Origin of the sequence: Methylophaga nitratireducenticrescens, assembly GCF_000260985.4 — a bacterium.
GTDB lineage: Bacteria > Pseudomonadota > Gammaproteobacteria > Nitrosococcales > Methylophagaceae > Methylophaga > Methylophaga nitratireducenticrescens.
In genome coordinates, this window is record NC_017857.3 from 1,555,683 (window position 1) to 1,578,279 (window position 22,597).

The window sequence follows — 22,597 nt, forward strand, 5'->3', positions numbered from 1 at the left end:
ATGATGATCAGCTACTTGTCTCACCTCACATCTTTCACCATGCCTGAACGATATCAGTTGGCTGCCCAGAGTCAGCGTGGTTTCACCTTACTCGAAATGGTGCTGGTACTGTTCCTGATTGGCTTGCTCGCGTCAGCCGGTTTGTTGTTTACCGAAGGTGTTGAAGATCAAGCCAAATACGACGAAACCAAACGCCGGATGGAGTTGATCCGTAAAGCCATTATCGGCGACTCCACACGCACGATTAATGGTGCGCCTGAAATCAGCGGTTTTGCTGCTGATATGGGGCGGCTTCCTGGTTGTATAAAAGAACTATTGGTGAATAAAAATTGTGATGGTTCTGAAATCGAAGATTGGGAAGTGGATCCAGATACCGGGATTGGGTTTGGTTGGAGAGGGCCTTACATCCAAACCATAGCAGACCGAAGTGGAGACGTTAAATTTCGGGATGGCTATGGTAATGATGACGATACAGAAAATTTTGGGTGGGAATGGCTTTTACTAGATGCGAGCAATAACACTCTGAGCATGACCGAGGCCCAAAGCGCAGTAAAAGCGAATCTACAAAGCCTTGGGTTTGATGTGATCGACCCTGTAGATGATATTCCAAATGGTGAAATTGAAGCTATCAGTAACTTAATAGCTCAGAACGATTGGTTGACGGACGATGGTTTGACAATATCTTTTTACAATACGTCATCCTTGAGTTCAGTTGATATAGAGCTAGACAACTGGGACTTGAGCCTTAGCAGAAGCGATATTCCTGAGTTTATAAATTTATCAGTAGCCACTGCAGTTTCTTCTGTCACTGTTCAGCCCGAATCCTCAGTCGATGTAACGGCTAATTTTGAAAATAAAATTCCGATGGGGATTTATTTACTTACCTTGAATTGTAATCCCTCAAGCACTTGCCCAAGCAGTGTAACTACTCCTTATCAAATAGTTTTGTTGCCAAAACATCATATTGCTCCTTTCCCTTGGAGAATCTCACCGTAATGAAATTATTAAAGATATTGGAAAATATTCAGTTTGGCCGCCCCAGTCAGGTGCTGGTGGTAGAAAGCGATGGCTTGATGTTAAGGGCTGCGGTGATCAACCGGGAAGGCAATAAACTGGTCACGCATCAGCATGCCATGTCCAGTTTGCTGGACCCAGGACTGGCATTGGCGGAAGTGATTCAACATCTCCGCGCCAATGGCTGGTCGGGAAATCAGGCGGTGTTACTCACTCCAGCGGCGATGTCCAGCCTGATTGAATTACCGATCAATCCTAAAAAGCCAAAACCACTGGCGCAGATGCAGGCGTTGATTCGCTGGGAAGCAGAGCCTTTGCTGATGCAACAGCAAAATCAGTGGAGCATCGGCTACCTGATGGTCAAACAGGGATTGATGACCGCGGAGCAGGTCAATCACATTCGTGGTATTCAGCAGGCGAACAAACCCGCCGGAATGGGCATCGGTGCCCAGCAACGCAGTAATTTCCAGCGGTTTGGCGAGCTTGCTCTTGAGCATGGTTATGTGGATAAGGAACGCTTGAATGGGTTTGTCCAGTGCCAGAGCTGGTTGCGTTCTGATGAAGAAGATATCGAATGTGGCTGGCAACCCCAGGCAGCGGTAAAAGACGCTCCGGGTATTTACAACTGGCTGATTAGCTGTGCGTATAAATCCGTGATAAACCGCTGGGTGGATGCCTTTAAATCCCATGGCATAACACTCTCAAAAGTGTTTCCGTTGACCGGTGCGTCAAACGGCTTGCTGAAAACCAATCATCAAGAGCAACTGTTGTTGGAAGCCGGCCCGGGCATCGTTACCACTACCGCTCTGTCAAAAGGGCGTATTAATCAGTTTCAGGCACATCATTCTGCTGCTTTGGAAACTTATAACGCCTGTCTGGAGGCCTTTCATGCTGCCAGTACCGATTCGATAGAGGAAATCTGGCTGAGTAGTCATGGCGAATCCGACCATTCGCTTTATCAATCGCTGGCGGAAGTATTCAACAAGCCAGTGCATTTTCTGGGTGGTACTGATCCTGTCACAGGTGTGACGCCTGGCATGCTCGGCGCAGCTTCACTTGTCACTGGACTCAGTGATGAGACGATTTTGGTCCCGGTTCAAGTGGGCGGGCCAAAGCCTCCTTTGATTCAACGTCAAGAAATACAGCTGGCCGGTGTGGCCGCGATATTGTTATTGGTGATCTTGGGGGCGGAAATCACCATGCATCTGCAGCAAAACAGACTCGCTGAACAAAAAACAGTGCTGGATGAGCGGGCTAAAACGCTGGATGAAGCCGTAAAACGCATTACTGCCATTAACGACCAAATCGAAGCACGCAAAAATCTGTTGAAAGAACAACAGACAAGCCAGCAACGGATGGAAGCCCGGATGACTTTCTTTGGTGAAGAGCTGCCAGAGCGGAATATGTTGTTACAAGTCGTATTGGGCACACTGCAGAATGCGTTAAATGACCATATTGTGATTAACAGTATTGATGAGATGGGTAAACGACTGCCTATGATGGCGGCAAATCAGCCGGTGCAGAGTGAGGTGATCGAGCTGGATAATTTCAATATTGATGCCTGGTCGCTTTCTGAGAGTGCTGCTCAGGAATTTATACAAGCCCTTAAAGATGCCGCGGCTACCTGGAATTTCGTCGTCAGGGATGTGCAGATTCTGGAGCGTTCTGGTCCGCTGAGTCTGGATGGCTATGCGGTGGCATTGAGTCTGGTCAGAGTAAAACCCAGACCCATGCAACTCTCTCAATCGGAGTCGGCACGATGAGCTTGAGACAATTAAACAAACGCGAACGGATGCTGGCATTAGCCATCGGTGTGGTTGTTATTTTGGGAAGTTACGGCCTGCTGCGTTATCAGCCAGCCAAAGAAAATATTGAATCCCTGCAGAAACAGGTACTGGCTACCCAGATCAGAATTGCCGAACTCGAGATTCCGGAAGAGTCCGATGAGGTGGTTGAGGATATTCTCGATCAACTGGATGAGCAGGAGGCCGAAGTGGCTGCCCTAAAGGAAAGAGCAGCAATCATTGAAAATCGTCTTGCCAGTCGTGATTCACAACAATTACGCGTGATGATTTCCTCATTGGCAATGGAAACCGGCATTCGTATTCGCAGTAATGAGTCTTTCAATGCGTCACCAGTGACACAAATTACGCAAGCGTCTCGAAATAACTCACGCCAAGCCACTAACCAGCCGGCGAAAGATATGATTTTACCGGTAACAGCCGGTTGGATAGCCCGAATGTCTCCAGGCTCCATGTATGAGAGACCGTTGCAGAAGCTTCAGTTAGAGGGAAGCTATGAAGCATTAAGACGCTTTTTACATGGCCTGGATGGATTGCCCTGGCAAGTGTCGGTTTTACGGATGAATATCACCAAGTTACCCGTTGCGCCTTTGCCTGGCATGCCCCAGCCTTTATCCATTGAGGTGATTCTGGCGTTATGAAGCGTTTCCATTCTCATTTCATCTTGCTGAAACCATAAGCTATGGCATTGACTGACGACATGCTATTGCAGGCCGGTGTGGCAACCGAATTACTCGATGGGGAAACCGTCGAGCGATTGAAAGTGGAAGCCCGTCGCCAACATGTGCCTGTATTAAGCAAGGTACTGGCATATTACCGCATACCGGTTTCGGCTTTGCACCGTGCCGTTGCGGAATCGCGTCAACTCCCGTTTATTGATCTCACTCAGGCCACTATCGAACGGAAATTATCAAAAAAACTGCCTGGCAGTCTGATTAAGCGTAAACATTTTTTACCGCTAGAGATTGAAGAAAATCTGGTGCTGGTCACGGCTGACCCCGATGATATGGCGGGTATCGCCTCGGCCATGCGTTTGCTGGGGACTGAACTGCCTGTGGTCATGGCTGAACCCAGACGGCTACAGTTAATGGTAGACGAATATGTGGCCACCAGCATCATGGCGGCGGCTGAAGAAACGACTACCGGACCGCGTGAGACAGATCTGGTAGCACTGCTGGACACCATTTTGATGGAAGCATATCTCACCCGCGCGTCGGATGTGCATTTACTGACAGAAGAGGATGGGCTCCGGGTTCGACTTCGGATCGATGGCAGTCTGTCGGATTATCCCTTGGCTGCCGAGCAGAATGTGGCTTCTGGTCTGGTATCACGGATAAAAGTGTTGGCGGGGCTGGATATTGCCGAACAGCGTCAACCGCAGGATGGCGGTTTTAGTTATCATCTGGCCGCACCGTTTGATCTGGATTTCAATATCCGGGTGGCGACCGCACCGACCCGTTTGGGTGAACGCATCACCATGCGTCTGCTGGGGCAGGAATCCGGTGGCCTGACACTGACTGACTTGGGCATGCTGGAGCAGGATCTGGCGAGTTTTAATCAAGCCATACGGAACCCTTACGGCATGATTCTGCTGACCGGTCCGACAGGAAGCGGTAAATCGACCACTTTGTTTGCTGCATTACAGGAAATCAACAAACCCGATATTAATATCATGACGGTAGAAAACCCGATTGAGTATGTGATGGATGGGGTTTCGCAGATCCAGACCGGCCCCAAGATCACTTTTGCCGATGCATTACGTTCATTATTGAGGCATGACCCGGATGTGTTGATGGTCGGAGAAATCCGTGATGCCGAAACAGCAGATGTGGCTGTCAAAGCAGCGATGACCGGTCATCTGGTCTTTTCCACCTTGCATACCAACAATGCCGTCAGTGCCGTCACCCGGCTGATTGATATTGGCTGTGAACCTTTTTTGATTGGCTCGACCATGACCGCGGTGATTGCCCAGCGACTGGTCAGGCGTCTGTGCCGACATTGTGCTCGCAAACGGTCTGCGACTGAAACCGAATGTACAACACTGGGTTATGAAGGGAAATCTATCGAGATTTTTGATCCGGTGGGCTGTGCGGTCTGTCAGGGAACCGGTTTTCGTGGTCGTTTGGGCTTATTTGAAACGCTCTGGTTTGATGAACAACTGGCGCGAATGGTGGCTAAAGGCGCTGATGAAGAAACGCTGGAACACGCCGCCGGAGACAAGTTGCGTTTCATGTGGCAGGACGGTTGTGAAAAAGTGCTGCGCGGAATGACTACCCTGGAAGAAATACAGAAAGTGGCCGTAGTAAAGCATATTGCTGGCAATGAGGTAATCTACGATGCCGCTGTATAGTTATAACGCCCTGAGCAGCGCCGGGAATGAGCAGAAGGGTAGCTTACAGGCTGCCAATGAGAGCATGGCAGTACAGGAACTGCGTGCCCAGGGATTACGGGTGCTGGATATTCGCGAACGTAAAGGCCAGGGCGGTTTTTTGGGCCAGGCAAATTTTGCTGACTGGTTAGCAACGCAGCGGTCTGTTGGGACCGATGCGCTGATTTTTTATTTCAGACAAATGGCTTTTATGCTGAAAGCCGGCCTGCCGGTTGCCCAGGCGTTGGAACTGGCCGCCGGACAAATCAGCAGCAGTCGATTGAATCTGGCTGTCAGAGTGATGCTCAAGGACATTGAGGGTGGCCAATCTCTCTCATCCGCAATGAAAAAGCATCGTGACGTTTTCACCAATATGATGATTAACCTCATTGTCGCTGGGGAAAACACCGGTGAACTTGAAGTCATCATGGAGCGATTGGCCAGCCATCTTGAGAAACGTGCCGCCTTAAAAAAGCAAATGATGACAGCGATGATCTATCCGGTCATTGTTGTTCTGGTGGCAATTGGCGTTGCCATTTTCATGGTGGTCAGCATCATTCCGAAATTCGCGACTTTCCTACAGGGGCAAGGTAAAGCTTTGCCTGCCTCCACTCAGGCTCTGATTGATATTTCTGCCAGCATTCGGGAAAACGGGTTACAGCTGATTATTGCAGCAATTGCTGGATTGATCGCGCTATGGCTGTTTTACCGCACCCAACAAGGCAGGCTGATACTGGATCGTCTGCTGTTACATATCCCTGTTCTTGGGAAGCTGATGATCAATGGCTCAATGGCTCAACTGAACTGGGCGATGTCCATTCTGTTAAGCAGCGGGGTCAGTATTTTTGATGCCTTGAAAATTACCGCCGATCTGATGCCCAACCGGGTCTATGCCGACAAACTCAAACAAGGTGCATCCAGGGTCTTCGCTGGCCATGATTTGTCATCCAGTATTCGTCATCCCATGCTGCCGGCGCTGGTGACACAAATGATAGCGGTAGGGGAGCGCACCGGTACGCTTGACCACATTTTGCAGGAACTTGGCAGCTATTACGAAAAAGTGTTGGAAACCGGAATCAAACGACTCACTGCATTGATTGAACCCGCGATGATTCTGGTGATTGGCGGCATGGTGGGATTTGTCTATTACGCCTTTTTTCAGGCGTTGTTTGCGTTGGCAGGTGGGAGATAACAGGTGCTGCAAAAAATGAGTAATAGCATGGCGATGGTGATTTTGGCAGGTTGGATAAATGTCGTCACAGCGATGGAAAATACAGATTTGCACAGTCAGGAGGTGGCGCCGCTGCGTGATCCTTTCACCCCCAGTCAGTTGATGTATCAGGTTCGCGGCACAGAATTAAACAGTTATTCCAGCCTGGGCGCATTTAATCCAAGCGAGGCAGTTGCGGCGGATATTCCGGATATGCGTTTGCGAGGCTTTGTTTCCGATGACAGCGAAAAAATGCTGGCGTTACTGGAAGTGATTGGACGCGGCGTTTATATGGTCCGGGAGGGGGATGAAATCAATATCAATCCCAGACGGCCGTCAGAAGCCATCAGAATTACCAGTATTACGCGTTTAGGCGTGACGGTGGAAACCGGCACGATTGGCAAAATCCGGGTGTTGAAATAAATGACTATCAAGCAACTTTTCTTTTTGACTCAACTGTGTTTCCTGGTGCTGATGCCATTAAAGGCTACGCATGCTGCTGACTTTATTGATGAGGTTGAGTTTAATGACACTCAGCTTGCCGATGTCGTTCGGACCTTGTCAGAGCTAACAGACACCAATATTATTGCTACACCCGAAGCAACGGACCGTCGTCTGACCATTCATCTGAAAAATGTCAGTGTATTGGATGCCGTTAAATCCATCAGCCGCATCAGTAATTTATGGTATCGCTATGATGAGGACACCAATACCTACCGGATTATGACGCGTGAGGAATACAGTGAAGATCTGGTCGTACGGGAGAGCGAGCATATTGAGGTATTCACTCTGCTCAATGCCAATGTGCAGATCATTGCCCAGGCGATTGAGGATTTATATGGTCAGAGGGTGATCCTCTCGCTGGGACAGGCTCCCGGTGAAGATGTGTTTGGAAGTGGCGGGCGTTCAGGCTCCTCCGGCTTTAGTCGTGGTAACAATACCGTACGGAATGTGCGTTCATCTAATCTTGGTGGGGTGGGGCGCTCGACGAATCGGTTTTCTTCCGGTGGGGCAAGCGGCGCTGGCAACACATTGACAACAGCCGGCTCACAACTGGATGGCACGACGCTGACGGTGGATCAGATTTCTCAGCTTGCCGCCTCAGTGGAAGCATCGGGTTCGACCAATATCAGTCAGGAAACGCTCAAACAAGTCACCATCCAGTCCCAGCCGATTTATGTCACGGTGAACAATGAACACAATATGATTATTGTACGCACCGATGATCAGGCAGTTCTGAAGGCCATCGACAAACTGATAAAACAAATGGATATTCCCGTGCCTCAGGTTATGCTCGAGATGCAGATCCTCAGCGTGATTCTGGGTGAAGATTTTAATTCCATTTTCAATTTTGAGTTACAGCCCCGCGGCAGTAATCAATCAGCCCAACCGATTCTGCTTGGTAATAATGCCCTGTTGAACTCAGGCACATTTATCTATGAGTTTCTCAACAACCGTTTACGCGCCAATCTGGAATTTCTTGAAGAGAATCGCCGGGTCAGAGTGTTGTCAAATCCGATGGTAGTGGCGTCCAATCATCGCGAAGCGGAATTATTTATCGGTGAGGAAACGCTGGTCACCGAAGGTTTTCAGTTCTTTGCCTCGGTCATTGATAACGGTGTGGTGATTCAGCCTGCTTATGTTCAGGCGCTGGTGAATCGGGAAGATATCGGTATTACGCTGCGCATCACGCCTCGCATTAATTCCGATAGCACAGTCAGCCTGCAACTGGAGCAGGAGAGTTCAACAGTGAACCGGGGTGGTGGCACGATTCCGGTTACCGATGGTGAAGGCGGCGTCACCAATTTATCAGTAGATACGATTAATACGGCAAGGCTAACCGGAACAGTCATGGCAAAAGATGGCCTCACGGTAGCGGTAGGCGGCTTGATTCGAACCAGTGTCAATAAAAACGAAAGGAAGGTTCCGCTGCTGGGTGAAATCCCTGTCATCGGCCGGGTATTTCGTTCGACGATTGAGTCGGAAGAAGATACCGAGACTGTTTTGCTGATCACACCTCGAATCATGAATGCGCCAGGTGAAAGTGAAAAAATCCGGCAGGCAGATAATGCGTATTACCGTTCTCATAATGCTGGCTATCCGCCGCCTGCGCCGGCCCCTAACAGATTCATTGATCGTGACGATGAAGAAACGATTCCTGAGGCTTCTTCGGGTAGTACCAGCACGACACCTGTCGTCAGTGATCGTCATCAGGTGTATATGGAAATGAGTCAGTATGCGGCTGAAATGGTCCGTATTCCCGAGGTTGAGCGTCTACGTGATAAAAATTACAGTCCGGTGCGGATCAACACGCAAAGCAGTCTGCCATTGTTTGCAGATAACCGTATCAGTGCCACACCGGTGGGCAGTTGGAACCGAGGCGGTATGCATGTCACAGCACTTTCTGTTGTGAATCGGGCGTCTCAGAGTTTGCCGGTCGATTATCAGAATATTAAAGGCAGCTGGCTGGCTTCATCTGTGGAAAGCAGTCAATTATCGCCAGTGGGTCAGGCAGAGAGCTCAACTTACATGTATCTGATTTCAGCCCTGCCGTTTGAGGAGGTTGTCGCGAATGCACGCTAAGTCAATTGTCTTGCTGTCAGGTTTGGGGTTATTGGCTTTTCCGCTATCCACGTTATTGGCTGCTCCAGTGCTGCAGATGCATGTTTATGAAGCCGTGCCTGATCAGTTGCCTGCGGCAAATAAGCTTGTTGGTCAGGCTGTGGAGCCTCAACGGCTGAGGCTACATATCTATGAGAGCCCCCAGAAAACAGCTGAAAAAAAGACACCCTGGTTGGAATACGATAAAGCGGATATTTATTTCAAAGCTGGTTATCGGCGTGATGAGTTGCGCTGGAGTATTGCCGGACCGGGTGGGCAACCAAACATTCTGTCAGAGCTTACCTGGAAAGATATCGAGATTGCCACGGTGAATTTAGGAGCAACCTTATATACCAAGGAAAACTGGTTGGTGAATCTGGATTTCCTGTATGGCGAAATTTATGACGGTAAAAACCAGGATTCGGATTATTTTGGAAATAATCGAACACGGGAGTTTTCCCGATCCAATAATGGTGCCGATGAAGGCAGTGTCATGGATTTATCGGTCGGTTTTGGAAAGCGCTTTGAATGGGTATTAAACGAACGTGCACGCACTCGTTATGAGTGGCGACCTATGGCCGGGCTTTATTATTATTCACAGGATTTAAAGATAGTTGATGGTTTTCAGACAATACCTGCTCTGGGTCCTTTTCCTGGTCTGGATTCCAGTTATGATGCAACCTGGTATGGTCCGTGGATTGGTATGGAAAACCTGTTTATCAAACAGGATGCATTCGAGCTGGGGTTAAATTTTAAATATCACTATGCTTTTTACGATGCGACGGCGCAGTGGAATTTACGTAGTGATTTTGCGCAACCAGAAAGTTTCACTCATGAAGCGGAGGGTGATGGGTTTGTCACCGAATTGACTGGTGCGTGGCATTTATCTCCCAGGTTAGCCCTGACTGTGGATGTGCGTTACCAAAAGTGGCTCGCAGACAGAAACGGTGAAGACAAAGTCTATTTTGCTAACGGCAATACCGCGAAATTAAAGTTTAATGAAGCCGAATGGGAAAGCTTTGGAATAAATCTTGGGCTGAATTACGATTTTTGATTTTTACTACTGCTGTTAGACTTCAGTCATAATCTGACTTCACTATTACATCGATTGTGTTAGTTGAATTCACTATGTATGAGCTTTTTAATCCAATGAATAGATTTGACTTTCAAGACTGAAGTTATTCGGTGCGGTTAAAAGAAAAAAATAAAAAACCTGTTTTGGAAAATAGATGAGTTTAAGAGGACTAATCAACAGCCGGATTTTGATTTCGGTCATTATTATTATTTTATTCGGTAGCCTGTTAACCATCTGGCAGGCGCGTCATTCGGTTGAACGTGAGGTCAACTCGTCGTTTAACCTCGCTTTACAAATGATTGAGCTCGGATTCAGTCATCTTTCGCGTACCTCCATGACGGAATTTGAGTGGTTGCAACAAATCAGTGCGATCCAGCATACCCGTCATATTCATATCAGTATTCTGAATGAGGAGGGTGAGGAAGTAGAATGGTTTGTTGCGGAAAGTCTGGATGAAGAGGTACCACCAGAATGGTTTGTCAGGGCGGTGAGAACCACTTATCCCTCGGCCAATTACGATATCAAACTGGCCGATGGCAGAGTGAAACAGATGATTGTCCGGGCAGATCCACTCGATGAAATTGCTGAAGCCTGGGAGGAATCCGAGTCTTATTTCTGGTCAGTAATGACGATGATTGCCGTAATATTTTTAGCGATTAATTTCGTATTTAATTCCATGTTGCAAAATGTTCGGACAATTGTTGTTGGCTTACGGCGAGTAGAGTCTGGTCAATATGGTCGTAAACTGCCTCCTTATGATATTCGTGAGTTTGATGCTATTGCCAGTGAAATCAATCACTTGTCAGACGCTTTGAAAGTCGCAAAAGAGAATAATCAGGCGTTAGCTCGCCATACAATGCAGATTCAGGAATCTGAAAGACGTAATTTATCCCGCGAGCTGCACGATGAGATGGGCCAATCATTAACGGCTATAAAAGCCATGTCTACCGCAATTCGTCAGCCGGGTTCGGATGTTATGAAAATTTCCGATTCAATCGCTGAAATATGTAACCATCTGGCCGGTGTTGTACGTTCCATGATGAAAACATTGCATCCGTTAAGTCTTGCCGATCTGGGATTAGGTGCCACTCTAACGGATCTCGTCAATGAATGGCGGCGCAGACATCCGGAACTCATGATAAAACTGAATTATGATGAACGGCTGGATCAGGTGTCACATGAATTAGCGATACATGTTTATCGAATTGCACAGGAATGTATTACCAATGTTGTGCGTCATGCCAATGCATCTACGGTAACATTAACCATTCGGCAAGAAGGTGAGCATACCTCCCCCCGTGTAGTCATGCGGATTCGAGATAATGGGCAAGGCGGTAAGCCATCCGGATATGGTTTTGGTGTATTGGCTATGCAGGAGCGGGTTGAGAATATGGGGGGGCGGTTTAGATTCGAGTCTGAGGCAGGAAAAGGTGTTTCGATAAATGTATGGATGCCAATCATAGAGAAAATAGAGAATGAATGAAAAAAAGATAAGTGTCTTGTTGGTCGATGATCATCAGGTGGTTCGTGCCGGGTTTAGAATGCTACTGGATTCTCAACCCTTCATTGGCGACATTGTTGATGTTGATCGGGGTGAGTTGGCCTGTCATGAATACGAACGCAAGCGTCCTGATGTGGTGGTAATGGACTTATCCATGCCTGGTATTGGAGGCTTGGAAACGATTCGCCGTTTAAAAAAACAGGATCCACATGCTACCGTGCTGGTTTACAGTATTCATGATGAGTCAATCTATGTTGAACGTGCCATACAAGCTGGGGCCAAAGGCTATGTCACCAAGAATAGTGCGGCTGAAGTACTGGCGGAAGCTGTATTAGCGGTATCACAAGGCAAACATTATATTGAACAGGATATCTTGCCTAATATTGATGATTTCAAACATCCTTCGGATACCTTGCATTATGGGCAGGTGGTGGAGTTATTGTCACCCAGAGAATTTGATGTGTTTTGTTTGACGGCCAAAGGAATGACCGCACATGAAGTCGCTGCCGAATTACATTTGGGCTACAAAACTGTTGCGAACTACAACACTCAGATTAAAAATAAACTCAATGTAAACACCACAGCAGAACTGGCGAATATTGCCGCTGTATTAGGCATTATTAAACATTAGCATCAACTGCTATCCAACTGATAATTAATAGTTAATTTAAAAATATTGCAAGCCTCTTGAATTTTATTCACACATCCCAATCTTGCTGATCAGAAGACAGTATTCGTCTTCATGATGAACTTGTTATGGAGGTGTTTTTATGGCTATTCAACGTTACAGACCTTACAGTCTGCTTGATAATCTGCAACGTGAAATGTCGTCTCTGTTCCAGTCGCCTGCAGTTGAAACTAACTTCAGTGAAGAGGATTGGACACCAGCGGTTGATATTCAGGAAAACGCAGAGAGTTACATTATTCACGCTGATCTGCCCGGCGTTAAAGCCGCAGATATTGAAGTGACAGCCGAAAATGGTCTGCTGACCATTAAAGGCGTACGTGACAGTAAAAAAGTTGAAGAAAAAGATAATTACAAACGTATTGAACGCTTCAGTGGCAGTTTTATGCGGCGGTTCACTTTACCGGAAACCGCTGATGTAGATAACATTAATGCCGCTTCACGGGATGGGGTGTTGGAATTAACGATTCCTAAAATGCCACAACTGCAACCCAAACGCATTGAGGTGAATGTTCAGCAGTAAAATCAAATTAAAGCCCCGGACAAATCCTTTTTCCGGGGCTTTTTTGTACACAGGAAAAATTCCCAATATAATAGTAATCAGGTAGATATCTAATCAACTCAAAAAGATAAGCAACATTGCTCTTGCGGGTAGAGAATGGAACCAGGTCTTTAAATTTAAGGAGCAATATTATGAAACACACAGCTAAATTATTAACAGCTGCAATCACCATGTCATTATCTTCAATGGCATTGGCTGATAACGATAACTATGATCTTGACGATATCCGTGATTGGAAACTCGTCAAAATGGAAACATGTATGGACGCTGCTTTGGATACCATTCCTGGCAACGTGCGTAAACTGGAAATGAAAATGGAAGGTGACGATCCAGTTTATGAATTTGATATTGAAGCAACTGCAGATGGCAATACATACAATGTCGAATGTAATGCCGAAGAAGGCTTTGTCACTGAAATTGAACGTGAAGTAGAAGCCAACGATCCTACGTTCAAAAAATACGCCAAAATCACTGAAGACGAAGCACGTCAAACTGCTTTAGATTTCATTCCGGGTGAAGTAGTTGCCAATGAATATGAAATTGGTTATGAAGGTTCAGTGACTTATGAGTTTGATATTGTGAATGTTCACGGACGCGAATATAAAGTAGATGTGAATGCTGTAACTGGCGAAATTGAAGAAGCCAATTTAGAGTTATATGAAATTGGTATGGAAAAAGAACTGAATCAATAACATCAGTTCCAGTTATATTAAAAAGCCGGCTGAAAAGCCGGCTTTTTTTATGCGTATCAATTCGTGGTGTTGAATACAAATCCGCGCGTTATTTAACCCGCATACCAGGTTGAGCTCCTGCATCAGGATTAAGAATATATAAATCCTTTCCTCCAGGACCCGCAGCGAGCACCATACCTTCAGACAATCCAAACCGCATTTTGCGTGGTGCCAGATTGGCCACCATTACCGTTAATTTACCGACCAGATCTTCAGGAGCATAAGCAGATTTAATGCCAGCAAATACCTGTTTTTCAGCCAGTCCGATATCCAACGTCAGCTTCAGCAGTTTTTCAGCGCCTTCGACATGTTCAGCATTGACGATTTTGGCAATACGCAAATCAATTTTGGCAAAGTCATCAAACTGGATTTCATCGGCAATCGGATCAATGTTTTCAGCTGTTTTTACGGGTGTCGCCGTGGCAGTCATATTTTCTTTGGATTCCTTGATGATGGCGTCAATCTTGTCCTGTTCGACCCGAGTCATTAATGGTTTGAACGGTTCAATGTTATGACTTAATAATGGCTTTTCGATATCAGTCCACTGTAATGCATCAATTTTTAGAAAAGCTTCAGCCTGTTCAGCTGTGCGAGGTAATACCGGCTTAAGGTAGGCTATCAGCACTCTGAACAGATTAATGCCCATGCTGCACACGGCCTGAACTTCAGCCTCTTTACCTTCTTCTTTCGCTAACACCCAGGGTTTACGTTCATCGATATACTGGTTGGCTTTGTCCGCCAGCGCCATGATTTCACGCATCGCCTGAGCAAACTCGCGATTGTCATAACGTTTGGCAATGGATTCTGCTTGATCGGTAAAGGCTTTAAATAAAACCTCATCAGCCAATGCATCACTTAACTTGCCGTCAAAACGTTTATTGATAAAACCGGCACAGCGGCTGGCAATATTGACTACTTTACCCACCAGGTCGGAGTTAATACGGCTCTGAAAATCTTCCAGACTCAAATCGATATCTTCAATAGTGTTATTCAGCTTGGCAGCAAAGTAATAACGCAGATATTCCGGATTGAGATGATTCAGATAAGTGCGGGCCTTGATAAAGGTGCCGCGTGACTTGGACATTTTTTTACCATCAACGGTAAGAAAGCCATGCGCGTAGACACGGTTTGGTAATCTGAAACCGGCACCCTTAAGCATGGCTGGCCAGAACAGTGCGTGAAAATAAATAATATCCTTGCCGATAAAGTGCACCATTTCTGTAGGGCTGTCGGCACGCATAAATTCATTAAAATCCACACCGGTGCGATCACAGTAGTTTTTGAAGCTGGCTAAATAGCCAATCGGTGCATCCAGCCACACATAGAAAAACTTGTTCGGTGCATCCGGTATCTCAAAACCAAAGTAGGGTGCATCACGTGAGATATCCCAATCCTGCAGACCGCTGTCAAACCATTCACCGAGTTTGCGTCCCACTTCAGCCTGTAAATGATCGCCCTGAGTCCATTCCCGCAGCATTGGTTCAAAATTACCCAGTTTGAAGAAATAGTGCTTAGACTCTTTAGTGATGGGAGTAGCGCCAGAAACGGCTGATACAGGATTTTTTAATTCGGTTGGATCATATGTGGCACCGCAGGCTTCACAACTATCACCATATTGATCGGCCGCACCACATTTGGGGCATTCACCGCGGATAAAACGATCCGGTAAGAACATTTCTTTTTCTGGGTCATAGGCCTGACTGATGGTGCGACTTTCGATATGTCCGGCATCACGATTTGCCAGATAAATCTGACTGGCCAGTTGGCGGTTTTCATCACTATGAGTACTGTGATAGTTATCAAAGCCAATCGCAAATTCGGCAAAATCCGCCTGATGTTCCTTGCTGATGTCGGCAATTAATTGTTCAGGGGTAATACCCTCATTTTGTGCGCGCAACATAATTGGCGTGCCATGGGCATCATCGGCGCACACATAATGACATTCGTGGCCTCGCATTTTTTGAAAACGCACCCAGATATCTGTCTGAATATATTCAACAAGATGTCCCAAATGGACAGAACCGTTGGCATAGGGAAGCGCGCTGGTGACCAGAATCTTTCGTTGCATAAATAAACCGGAATTAAGCCATTAGAAAACCGTCAAAGATAACAGATTAACTAGGGTCTGTTAATCTTTCATGGTGACCATGAAAGGTTGGCAAACCATATCAAACTCTATTTTCAGTTATGTGGCATGGTGGCGTTGAAAAGCCATATCAATTGCTTTAGATTGAGGCTATATCTGCCGTGACGGCAAATCCTAGTAGCAAGAGAGCGCGATGGACCTGAATTTACATGATATACATGCCGAGTCAATTGAACTGGCTCTGGACCGTGCGCGACAATATCGCTCATTACTCGAGCCCGAAATTGCGGAAAGTATCTGCCTGGATATTCTCAATATTGAGCCTGAAAATCAGGCGGCTTTGGTGGTTTACATACTTGCGTTAACCGATCAGATTAGTATCAGTGGCAGTCAGTCGCCGTTTCAGGATATTGAAACGGCTATCAGCAAGCTGTCCAGTGAATACAAACAGAGTTATTACAGTGGTATTGTTTTGGAACGTCGTGCCCGATTTATGCTCACGCAGCCGATGTCCCGTGCATTCGCTTATGATTATTTTATTAAGGCGCTGGAATGTTACCAGCAGGCAGAGCAAATGCGTCCTGATCATAATGATGAAGCCATTCTGCGCTGGAACAGTTGTGTACGTACCATTCAGCGTGAAAAACTTGAACCGTTGTCGGAGACTGATCAAATTGTAATGAGTCGGGAAAGCTGATGGCACTGTTGCAAGTAAAAAAACGCTTGATGGCGCTGGCCGGTCTGCTGATGGCTTTTTATCTGCTTTTTCATATGCTCAGTAATCTGAGCTTTTTCAGCCCCGAGCAATATCAGACATTTTACGATATCTATAATCAACCACTGATTCGCTGGCCTTTATGGATATTAGTGGCGGCGTCATTGGTCTTTCATGTGATTGTGGCGGTGCAGATTAGATTGCATAACCGTAAGGCCAGAGTTCATGCCTACCAGCACCGGCAACATCATTTTATTCCCGCCTGGCTGGTGTCAATTGTTATTACGTTTATTCTGCTCTTTATCGTCTGGCATATGGCGCAAATGTGGTCATTTGGTGGGGCGGATATATACAGGCAGACACTCACCTTATTCAGCTCTGAATGGCAGGTGGTTATTTATTTGTTCGGAATGATGTTGATTGGACTGCATTTGCAACATTCGTTAACCAATGTGTTGCAGACCTTAGGCAAAACCGCAAAACAGTTTTATTGGATATGTACAGCGTTCGTACTGTTATTAGTGGTGGGATTTGCCATTGTCCCGTTAGTGGCCTATTGGAAAGCATAAATGACTGAAGAACAACCATTAGACAGCTTTTCCCCGAAAGGCCCGTTGGAACAACGCTGGACTCAGCATAAATATAATTTGCGGGTAGTCAGTCCGGCTAACCGTAAACGCTATCGGGTGATTGTGGTTGGTACAGGGCTGGCCGGCGCGTCAGCTGCAGCATCATTGGCAGAAATGGGCTATCAGGTGAAAACCTTCTGCTTTCAGGACAGTCCTCGCCGGGCACATAGTATTGCCGCCCAGGGCGGTATTAACGCCGCAAAAAATTATCATAATGATGGCGATAGTGTCTGGCGTCTATTTTACGACATGATCAAAGGAGGCGATTTTCGATCCCGAGAGTCCAATGTATTCCGCCTGGCAGAATTGAGTACTTCGATTATTGATCAGGCGGTGGCGCAAGGCGTACCGTTTGCCCGAGAATACAGCGGCTATTTGGCAAACCGTTCATTTGGAGGAGCACAGGTTTCCCGTACCTTTTATGCACGCGGTCAAACCGGTCAGCAATTGTTACTTGGTGCCTATCAGGCGATGAGCCGGCAGGTGGCTGAAGGGCATATTGAGCATTTTTCACGCAGTGAAATGCAGGATTTAATCAAAATTGACGGCAAGGCTAAAGGTATCGTGGTTCGAGATTTACTGACCGGTGAATTACGTTCCCATTTGGCGGACTGTGTGGTGCTTTGCACGGGCGGCTACAGTAACGCTTTTTATTTATCCACTAATGCCAAAGGCTGCAATACCTCGGCTATCTGGCGAGCACATAAACACGGTGCTTTATTTGCCAACCCTTGTTTTACCCAAATTCATCCAACCTGTATTCCACAACATGGTGAGTTGCAATCCAAGCTGACTTTGATGAGTGAATCGTTACGTAACGATGGCCGCATCTGGGCACCCAAAAATCCGGCAGATTGTGGTCGAGATCCGCGTGACATAATGGAACAGGATCGGGATTACTTTCTGGAACGGATGTATCCGGCCTTTGGTAATCTGGTACCCCGCGATATTGCTTCACGCGCAGTGAAACATATTTGTGATGAGGGGCATGGCGTAGGGTATGAAATCAATGGTCAGAAGCTGGGTGTCTATCTGGATTTTGCCAATGCCATAAAAGAGCAGGGGGCAGATGTTATCAACGAAAAATACGGCAACCTGTTTGATATGTATCAGCGGATTACCTCTGAAGACCCTACCCAACAACCCATGCGTATTTATCCGGCGGTGCATTACACCATGGGCGGATTATGGGTGGACTACAATCTGATGACCTCAGTAGATGGGCTGTTTGCTGGAGGTGAAGCCAACTTTTCCGATCATGGTGCCAATCGACTGGGTGCCAGTGCATTGATGCAGGGGTTGGCCGACGGGTATTTTATTTTGCCAGCGACGGTTTCAGATTATCTGGCCAGACAAACACCGCTGGTGGATAAAGACTATCCCGAAATAAAACAAGCACTGCAGTATTCGCAATCACGGCTGCACAGGTTACTGAATGCTCCCGAACCAACACATACACCGGATCATTTTCATCGTCGATTAGGAAAAATTTTGTGGGATCACTGCGGTATGGCTCGTAATGAATTTGCCCTGAAACAGGCCATTGAAGAGATCCAGCAACTGCGTGAACAATTCTGGCTGGAAATCAAAGTCAGTGGCAACGACAAGCAGCTTAATCAAACGCTGGAAAGAGCCGGTCGTGTCGCTGATTTTATGGAGCTTGGTGAATTAATGTGTATTGATGCCTTAAGCCGTGAAGAGTCCTGTGGTTGCCATGCTCGGGTCGAACATTTAACCGCTAACGGTGAAGTACAACGACGCGACAACGATTTTGGTTTTGTTTCGGCCTGGCAATTCACCGGTGATGTGGTTCAGCCAAAACTTGTTAAAGAACCGCTTCATTTTGACTTTGTCAGTCCTGGGATTCGGAATTACCAATGAATTTTATCCTGCATATCTGGCGTCAGGCCAATTCACAAGCTAAAGGTTTTTTTGAAAAACATGAATTGGAAGTGGAAGCTGAATCTTCCTTTCTGGAGATGCTTGATGCTCTCAATGAGCGTCTGATCAGTCTTGGTAAAGAAGCTATCGTTTTTGATCATGACTGTCGTGAAGGCATTTGTGGCAGTTGCAGTCTGGTGATTAATGGCGAACCTCATGGTCGGCACCGGGCGACTACCACTTGTCAGCAATATATGCGTGACTATCAGGATCAAAATGAATTATGGATTGAGCCCTGGCGAGCAACAGCATTTCCGGTGATTAAAGATTTGATGGTGGATCGTAGTGCATTCGATCGCATTATTCAGGCCGATGGCTATATTCCAGTCCGAACTGGTGCGGCACCCGAAGCAAATACCCAGCCCGTAGCTAAACCATTGGCAGATAAAGCTTTTGATGCAGCTACCTGTATTGGCTGTGGCGCCTGCGTTGCCGTTTGCCCTAATGCATCGGCTACTTTATTTATTGCCGCCAAAGTGAGTCACTTGAGTAGCTTGCCTCAAGGGCAACTGGATCATAAACGGCCAGCAAAAATGCTGGCGAGGATGGAGGCCGAGGGCTTTGGTAGTTGCAGCAATTATCGTGAATGTGAACGCATTTGCCCTAAACAGATTCGGACTGACACCATTGCGACGTTGAATAAACTGTTATCTCAACGCTGACTTAGCGTTGCTAGCGAAACTCAAGTCAGCCTTTTCAGGGTGGTCTTGATAACATACTGCAGAATTATTCATCTCCGGAGCACTCTATGGTTGAAGAGCTGATCAACAAGCTCGACTCAATGACTGAAAAACGTCGGGTAGTACTGTTATTTTCTACTGATGATGAATCGATTGTACAAGAGCAGATTTTGCCGAAGTTACCTGAACAGCAGTGGGATATAGAGCTCAGTACCTTCGAGCTGGAACAGTCTTACCAATTTGATGATGATCAGTTGGTGATTAGCTATTTGAATGATGAATCACTGCGTGAATTGATGTTACAGGCACGGGATCAAGAGTGGACGATAGGTCTGCTACCGCATCCCGAGATGAAACATGCTCGCTATGGTTTTGGGATTGCCGCTAATTTTGAAGATGCACTCAGCGATATTGTGGATAACGCTGCATCGCAATTGGATCTATTGCTGTGCAATAAACAACCAGTCTTCAATTCAGTCATTGTTGGACAAACCTTTACGCTGGTTCCTGGAGAAGCGATGGTAGAACCCTTCTGGGTCAGAATCAGGCGCTTTGGCCGGTTGATGCGTAGTCTAAAAGAAGTGCGCTTTACTCCTTTTACCATTACCACGCAAAAAGAAAAAGTGATTGAAACAGCAGCCTTTGGTGTGGTGGCGGTTGAGCATGGCCGAAGCTCAGTGTTATCCCGCCGTTTTATGCCGGATTCCAATGCCAATGATGGCATGTTACATGCTCTGGTGCTGGCTCCTCGTAGTGTGTTTGAAATGCTCCGGTTTCTGTTTGCTTCTCTGTTTATGCGAAATATCTGGAGCCGTAACAATCCTGCTTTTATTGGTTTTATCAAAAGCAGTCAGCTAAAACTCGAAACCAGTAAACCGATTAAATACAGTCATGATGAGATGGTTTCTGAAGCCCAACAATTGGATTTTAAAGTTGAAAGACGTGCTATTCGATTGATTTCAGGAAGGTTATTGGCGTTATCGGAAAGTGGAGGGGAGCAAAAAGAAGTCGTTCGTACGCAAGCATTACCTTTGGGTAAAGCACGCAATGAGCTGGTCAGCTATCCCTTGCCGTGGATGCATCATGCTGCGCCGGAAGAGTTCAAAGATCTGTTTATGTTGATGCGCGAAAGTGCCAGAGCGACGCCTGCCTATTTAACGTTGATGGTGTTATCTACATTGCTGGCGGCATTTGGCTTATTTGCCAACTCTATTCCCGTGGTGATCGGTGCAATGATTTTGGCCCCATTGATGGGGCCGATTATATCCATGTCATTAGGTACATTGCGTCAGGACGAATCGTTAATGATAGACAGCGGTCGCAGCATTGCCATTGGTACCGGGCTGTCATTAATTTGTGCGATGTTGGTTGCCTGGTTTATTCCTTTAAACCATATTAACAGCGAAATTGCCGCGCGAATCAGTCCTACATTACTGGATTTAGGTGTTGCGGTTGTATCGGGAATTGCCGGTGCCTATGCACACGCACGGGCTGAGGTGGCTAAAAGTCTTGCTGGTGTGGCAATTGCCGTGGCTCTGGTGCCGCCACTAGCGGTGGCAGGTATTGGTTTGGGTTGGCTCGATTTCACCGTGTTTTTTGGTGCTTTTCTGTTATACCTGACCAATCTGGTGGGCATTATTCTGGCAGCGTTAATTACCTTTATGATTCTGGGGTATAGTCCATTTCATCGAGCTAAACGGGGCTTAATGCTGACTCTGCTTATGGTGGTTATTCTTGCGATTCCACTGGCCTTCGGTTTTGAGCGTATGGTGGCCGAAAATAATGTTTTACGTCAGTTGGATGGTCAGGAAATAGCCGGAGTCAAACTGGTGGATGTCAATGTGAGACCCCGGGATCCATTGATAATCAGCTTGACCATGGTGTCAAAAAGCGCAGTGGATGATGCGGTGATGGATGAAGTGAAACAGGAGATTGAACGCCGTTTACAACAACCGGTGGTGTTGGAAATTGCGGTCAGGGTGGTTAGATAAACCATAGCTTAGACACATAAAACTGTGGCTGAGCTTTCCAACATTTAGGGTTTACGGAAACGTAAAGTCATTCGATCACTTTCACCAATGGCCTGATATTTCGCTTTATCTGTTTCATCATCTACACGCAGGTTGGGTGGCAATGTCCAGACGCCATTGGGATGATCCGCCGTATCTGCCGGATTGGCGTTGATTTCAGACTTTTCTTCCAGGACAAAGCCTGCATTTTCAGCCAGTGAAATCACATAGTCTTCTGTGAGATAACCACTTTTCTTCATCACGGTGAGCGGTGTTCCCGGTTTGGCCCGATGATCAGTTACACCCAGAATACCGCCGGATTTTAATGCTGTGAAAATGGTATTAAAGGCCTGGTCGGCAAAATCACCCTGCACCCAGTTATGAACGTTACGAAAGGTCAAAACCGCACCCAGACTTTGTGGATCAGCAAATTGCCAATCGCTTTCCGGTCCAAATTCGGTGACTACTACTTCGTCATATAGCTCTGGAGAGGCTTTTAGCCAGGTGTTGTATTCCCGACGAAGCGTTTGTCTGTAAGCAGATTGTGTGTCTACAGGAAAACCGGCTGCAATTAATTTTCCCTTACCATGTTTTAACCATGGGGCAAGGATCTCGGTATACCAGCCACGTCCCGGCCATATTTCAGCGACATGCATATCAGAGGTGATACCGAAGAACATCAAGGTGGCTGAAGGATGGCGAAACATATCACGGTGTTTGTTGGCTTCTGACCGAGAGGGACTGTCAATGGTTTTCTGTAATAACTCCTCTGCCACAACAGGTTGACCAAGTGGCAGTAAACACAATAATAAAGAAGAAAAAATACGCTGCAAACTCATAGAGCTTTTCCTTTTTAAATTTATGTTAATACCTAACTAACAGACTGCATGATACGCTCATGGTTGCAGCACCCCTTTAAGAACGAGATGGATTTGTCTTCTGGTAGCTTAGCGGGTAGTTTTAAAGGAATATCACAAAAGTAACAGAC

19 protein-coding genes are annotated in these 22,597 nt (G+C 46.6%); 17 read left to right on the forward strand and 2 right to left on the reverse strand.

The window, feature by feature from the left end; genetic code table 11:
* From Q7A_RS07540 to Q7A_RS07595, 12 genes are all read left to right on the forward strand, one after another.
* Entirely contained in the window at positions 1 to 996 is a 996-nt protein-coding gene (locus tag Q7A_RS07540) for a type II secretion system protein (protein WP_014706744.1), read from the forward strand.
* Positions 996 to 2,777, forward strand: a complete 1,782-nt coding sequence (locus Q7A_RS07545; protein WP_014706745.1) for a coiled-coil domain-containing protein — start codon at positions 996 to 998, stop codon at positions 2,775 to 2,777. Before Q7A_RS07540 ends, Q7A_RS07545 begins: the two co-directional genes overlap by 1 nt.
* Positions 2,774 to 3,457, forward strand: coding sequence for a hypothetical protein (locus Q7A_RS07550; protein WP_014706746.1), 684 nt, complete (start codon positions 2,774 to 2,776; stop codon positions 3,455 to 3,457). Before Q7A_RS07545 ends, Q7A_RS07550 begins: the two co-directional genes overlap by 4 nt.
* A 41-nt stretch (positions 3,458 to 3,498) precedes the next feature.
* Entirely contained in the window at positions 3,499 to 5,166 is a 1,668-nt protein-coding gene (locus Q7A_RS07555; protein WP_014706747.1) for a GspE/PulE family protein, read from the forward strand.
* On the forward strand, positions 5,153 to 6,376 hold the full coding sequence (locus tag Q7A_RS07560; protein ID WP_041354449.1) for a type II secretion system F family protein: 1,224 nt from the start codon (positions 5,153 to 5,155) through the stop codon (positions 6,374 to 6,376). Before Q7A_RS07555 ends, Q7A_RS07560 begins: the two co-directional genes overlap by 14 nt.
* Positions 6,377 to 6,391: 15 nt before the next feature.
* A complete protein-coding gene (locus tag Q7A_RS07565; RefSeq protein ID WP_151903904.1) occupies positions 6,392 to 6,817 on the forward strand; it encodes a hypothetical protein in 426 nt (141 codons plus the stop codon).
* Positions 6,818 to 8,977, forward strand: a complete 2,160-nt coding sequence (locus Q7A_RS07570; RefSeq protein ID WP_014706750.1) for a DUF3438 family protein — start codon at positions 6,818 to 6,820, stop codon at positions 8,975 to 8,977.
* Complete coding sequence (locus tag Q7A_RS07575) at positions 8,967 to 10,049, forward strand: TonB-dependent receptor (RefSeq protein ID WP_014706751.1); 1,083 nt, start codon at positions 8,967 to 8,969, stop codon at positions 10,047 to 10,049. Before Q7A_RS07570 ends, Q7A_RS07575 begins: the two co-directional genes overlap by 11 nt.
* Positions 10,050 to 10,224: 175 nt before the next feature.
* The gene (locus tag Q7A_RS07580) at positions 10,225 to 11,553 is read left to right on the forward strand and encodes an ATP-binding protein (protein ID WP_014706752.1); all 1,329 of its coding nucleotides are present in this window, start codon (positions 10,225 to 10,227) and stop codon (positions 11,551 to 11,553) included.
* Positions 11,546 to 12,202 (forward strand): response regulator transcription factor, encoded by a 657-nt coding sequence (locus Q7A_RS07585; RefSeq protein ID WP_041354450.1) that lies wholly within the window; start codon positions 11,546 to 11,548, stop codon positions 12,200 to 12,202. The genes Q7A_RS07580 and Q7A_RS07585 overlap by 8 nt, the downstream gene beginning before the upstream one ends.
* A gap of 139 nt (positions 12,203 to 12,341) precedes the next feature.
* A complete protein-coding gene (locus Q7A_RS07590) occupies positions 12,342 to 12,779 on the forward strand; it encodes an Hsp20/alpha crystallin family protein (protein ID WP_014706754.1) in 438 nt (145 codons plus the stop codon).
* A 170-nt stretch (positions 12,780 to 12,949) separates the two neighbouring features.
* Complete coding sequence (locus tag Q7A_RS07595) at positions 12,950 to 13,510, forward strand: PepSY domain-containing protein (protein ID WP_014706755.1); 561 nt, start codon at positions 12,950 to 12,952, stop codon at positions 13,508 to 13,510.
* Positions 13,511 to 13,598: 88 nt separating this feature from the next.
* Here Q7A_RS07595 and metG read toward each other — a convergent pair whose 3' ends face one another.
* Positions 13,599 to 15,617: a methionine--tRNA ligase gene (metG, locus tag Q7A_RS07600; protein WP_014706756.1), complete on the reverse strand. Its 2,019-nt coding sequence runs from the start codon at positions 15,615 to 15,617 to the stop codon at positions 13,599 to 13,601.
* A 211-nt stretch (positions 15,618 to 15,828) separates the two neighbouring features.
* On the opposite strand from metG, the gene Q7A_RS07605 reads away from it, so the two are divergent.
* From Q7A_RS07605 to Q7A_RS07625, 5 genes are all read left to right on the forward strand, one after another.
* Positions 15,829 to 16,332, forward strand: a complete 504-nt coding sequence (locus tag Q7A_RS07605) for a hypothetical protein (RefSeq protein ID WP_014706757.1) — start codon at positions 15,829 to 15,831, stop codon at positions 16,330 to 16,332.
* Positions 16,332 to 16,919 (forward strand): succinate dehydrogenase, encoded by a 588-nt coding sequence (locus tag Q7A_RS07610; RefSeq protein WP_014706758.1) that lies wholly within the window; start codon positions 16,332 to 16,334, stop codon positions 16,917 to 16,919. Before Q7A_RS07605 ends, Q7A_RS07610 begins: the two co-directional genes overlap by 1 nt.
* Positions 16,920 to 18,860 (forward strand): fumarate reductase/succinate dehydrogenase flavoprotein subunit, encoded by a 1,941-nt coding sequence (locus Q7A_RS07615; RefSeq protein ID WP_014706759.1) that lies wholly within the window; start codon positions 16,920 to 16,922, stop codon positions 18,858 to 18,860. It begins immediately after the preceding gene.
* A complete protein-coding gene (locus tag Q7A_RS07620) occupies positions 18,857 to 19,582 on the forward strand; it encodes a succinate dehydrogenase/fumarate reductase iron-sulfur subunit (RefSeq protein WP_014706760.1) in 726 nt (241 codons plus the stop codon). The genes Q7A_RS07615 and Q7A_RS07620 overlap by 4 nt, the downstream gene beginning before the upstream one ends.
* Before the next feature lie 86 nt (positions 19,583 to 19,668).
* The gene (locus Q7A_RS07625) at positions 19,669 to 21,591 is read left to right on the forward strand and encodes a TIGR00341 family protein (RefSeq protein ID WP_014706761.1); all 1,923 of its coding nucleotides are present in this window, start codon (positions 19,669 to 19,671) and stop codon (positions 21,589 to 21,591) included.
* A gap of 44 nt (positions 21,592 to 21,635) precedes the next feature.
* Here Q7A_RS07625 and Q7A_RS07630 read toward each other — a convergent pair whose 3' ends face one another.
* Positions 21,636 to 22,448 (reverse strand): class I SAM-dependent methyltransferase, encoded by an 813-nt coding sequence (locus Q7A_RS07630; protein WP_014706762.1) that lies wholly within the window; start codon positions 22,446 to 22,448, stop codon positions 21,636 to 21,638.
* Positions 22,449 to 22,597: the final 149 nt, after the last annotated feature.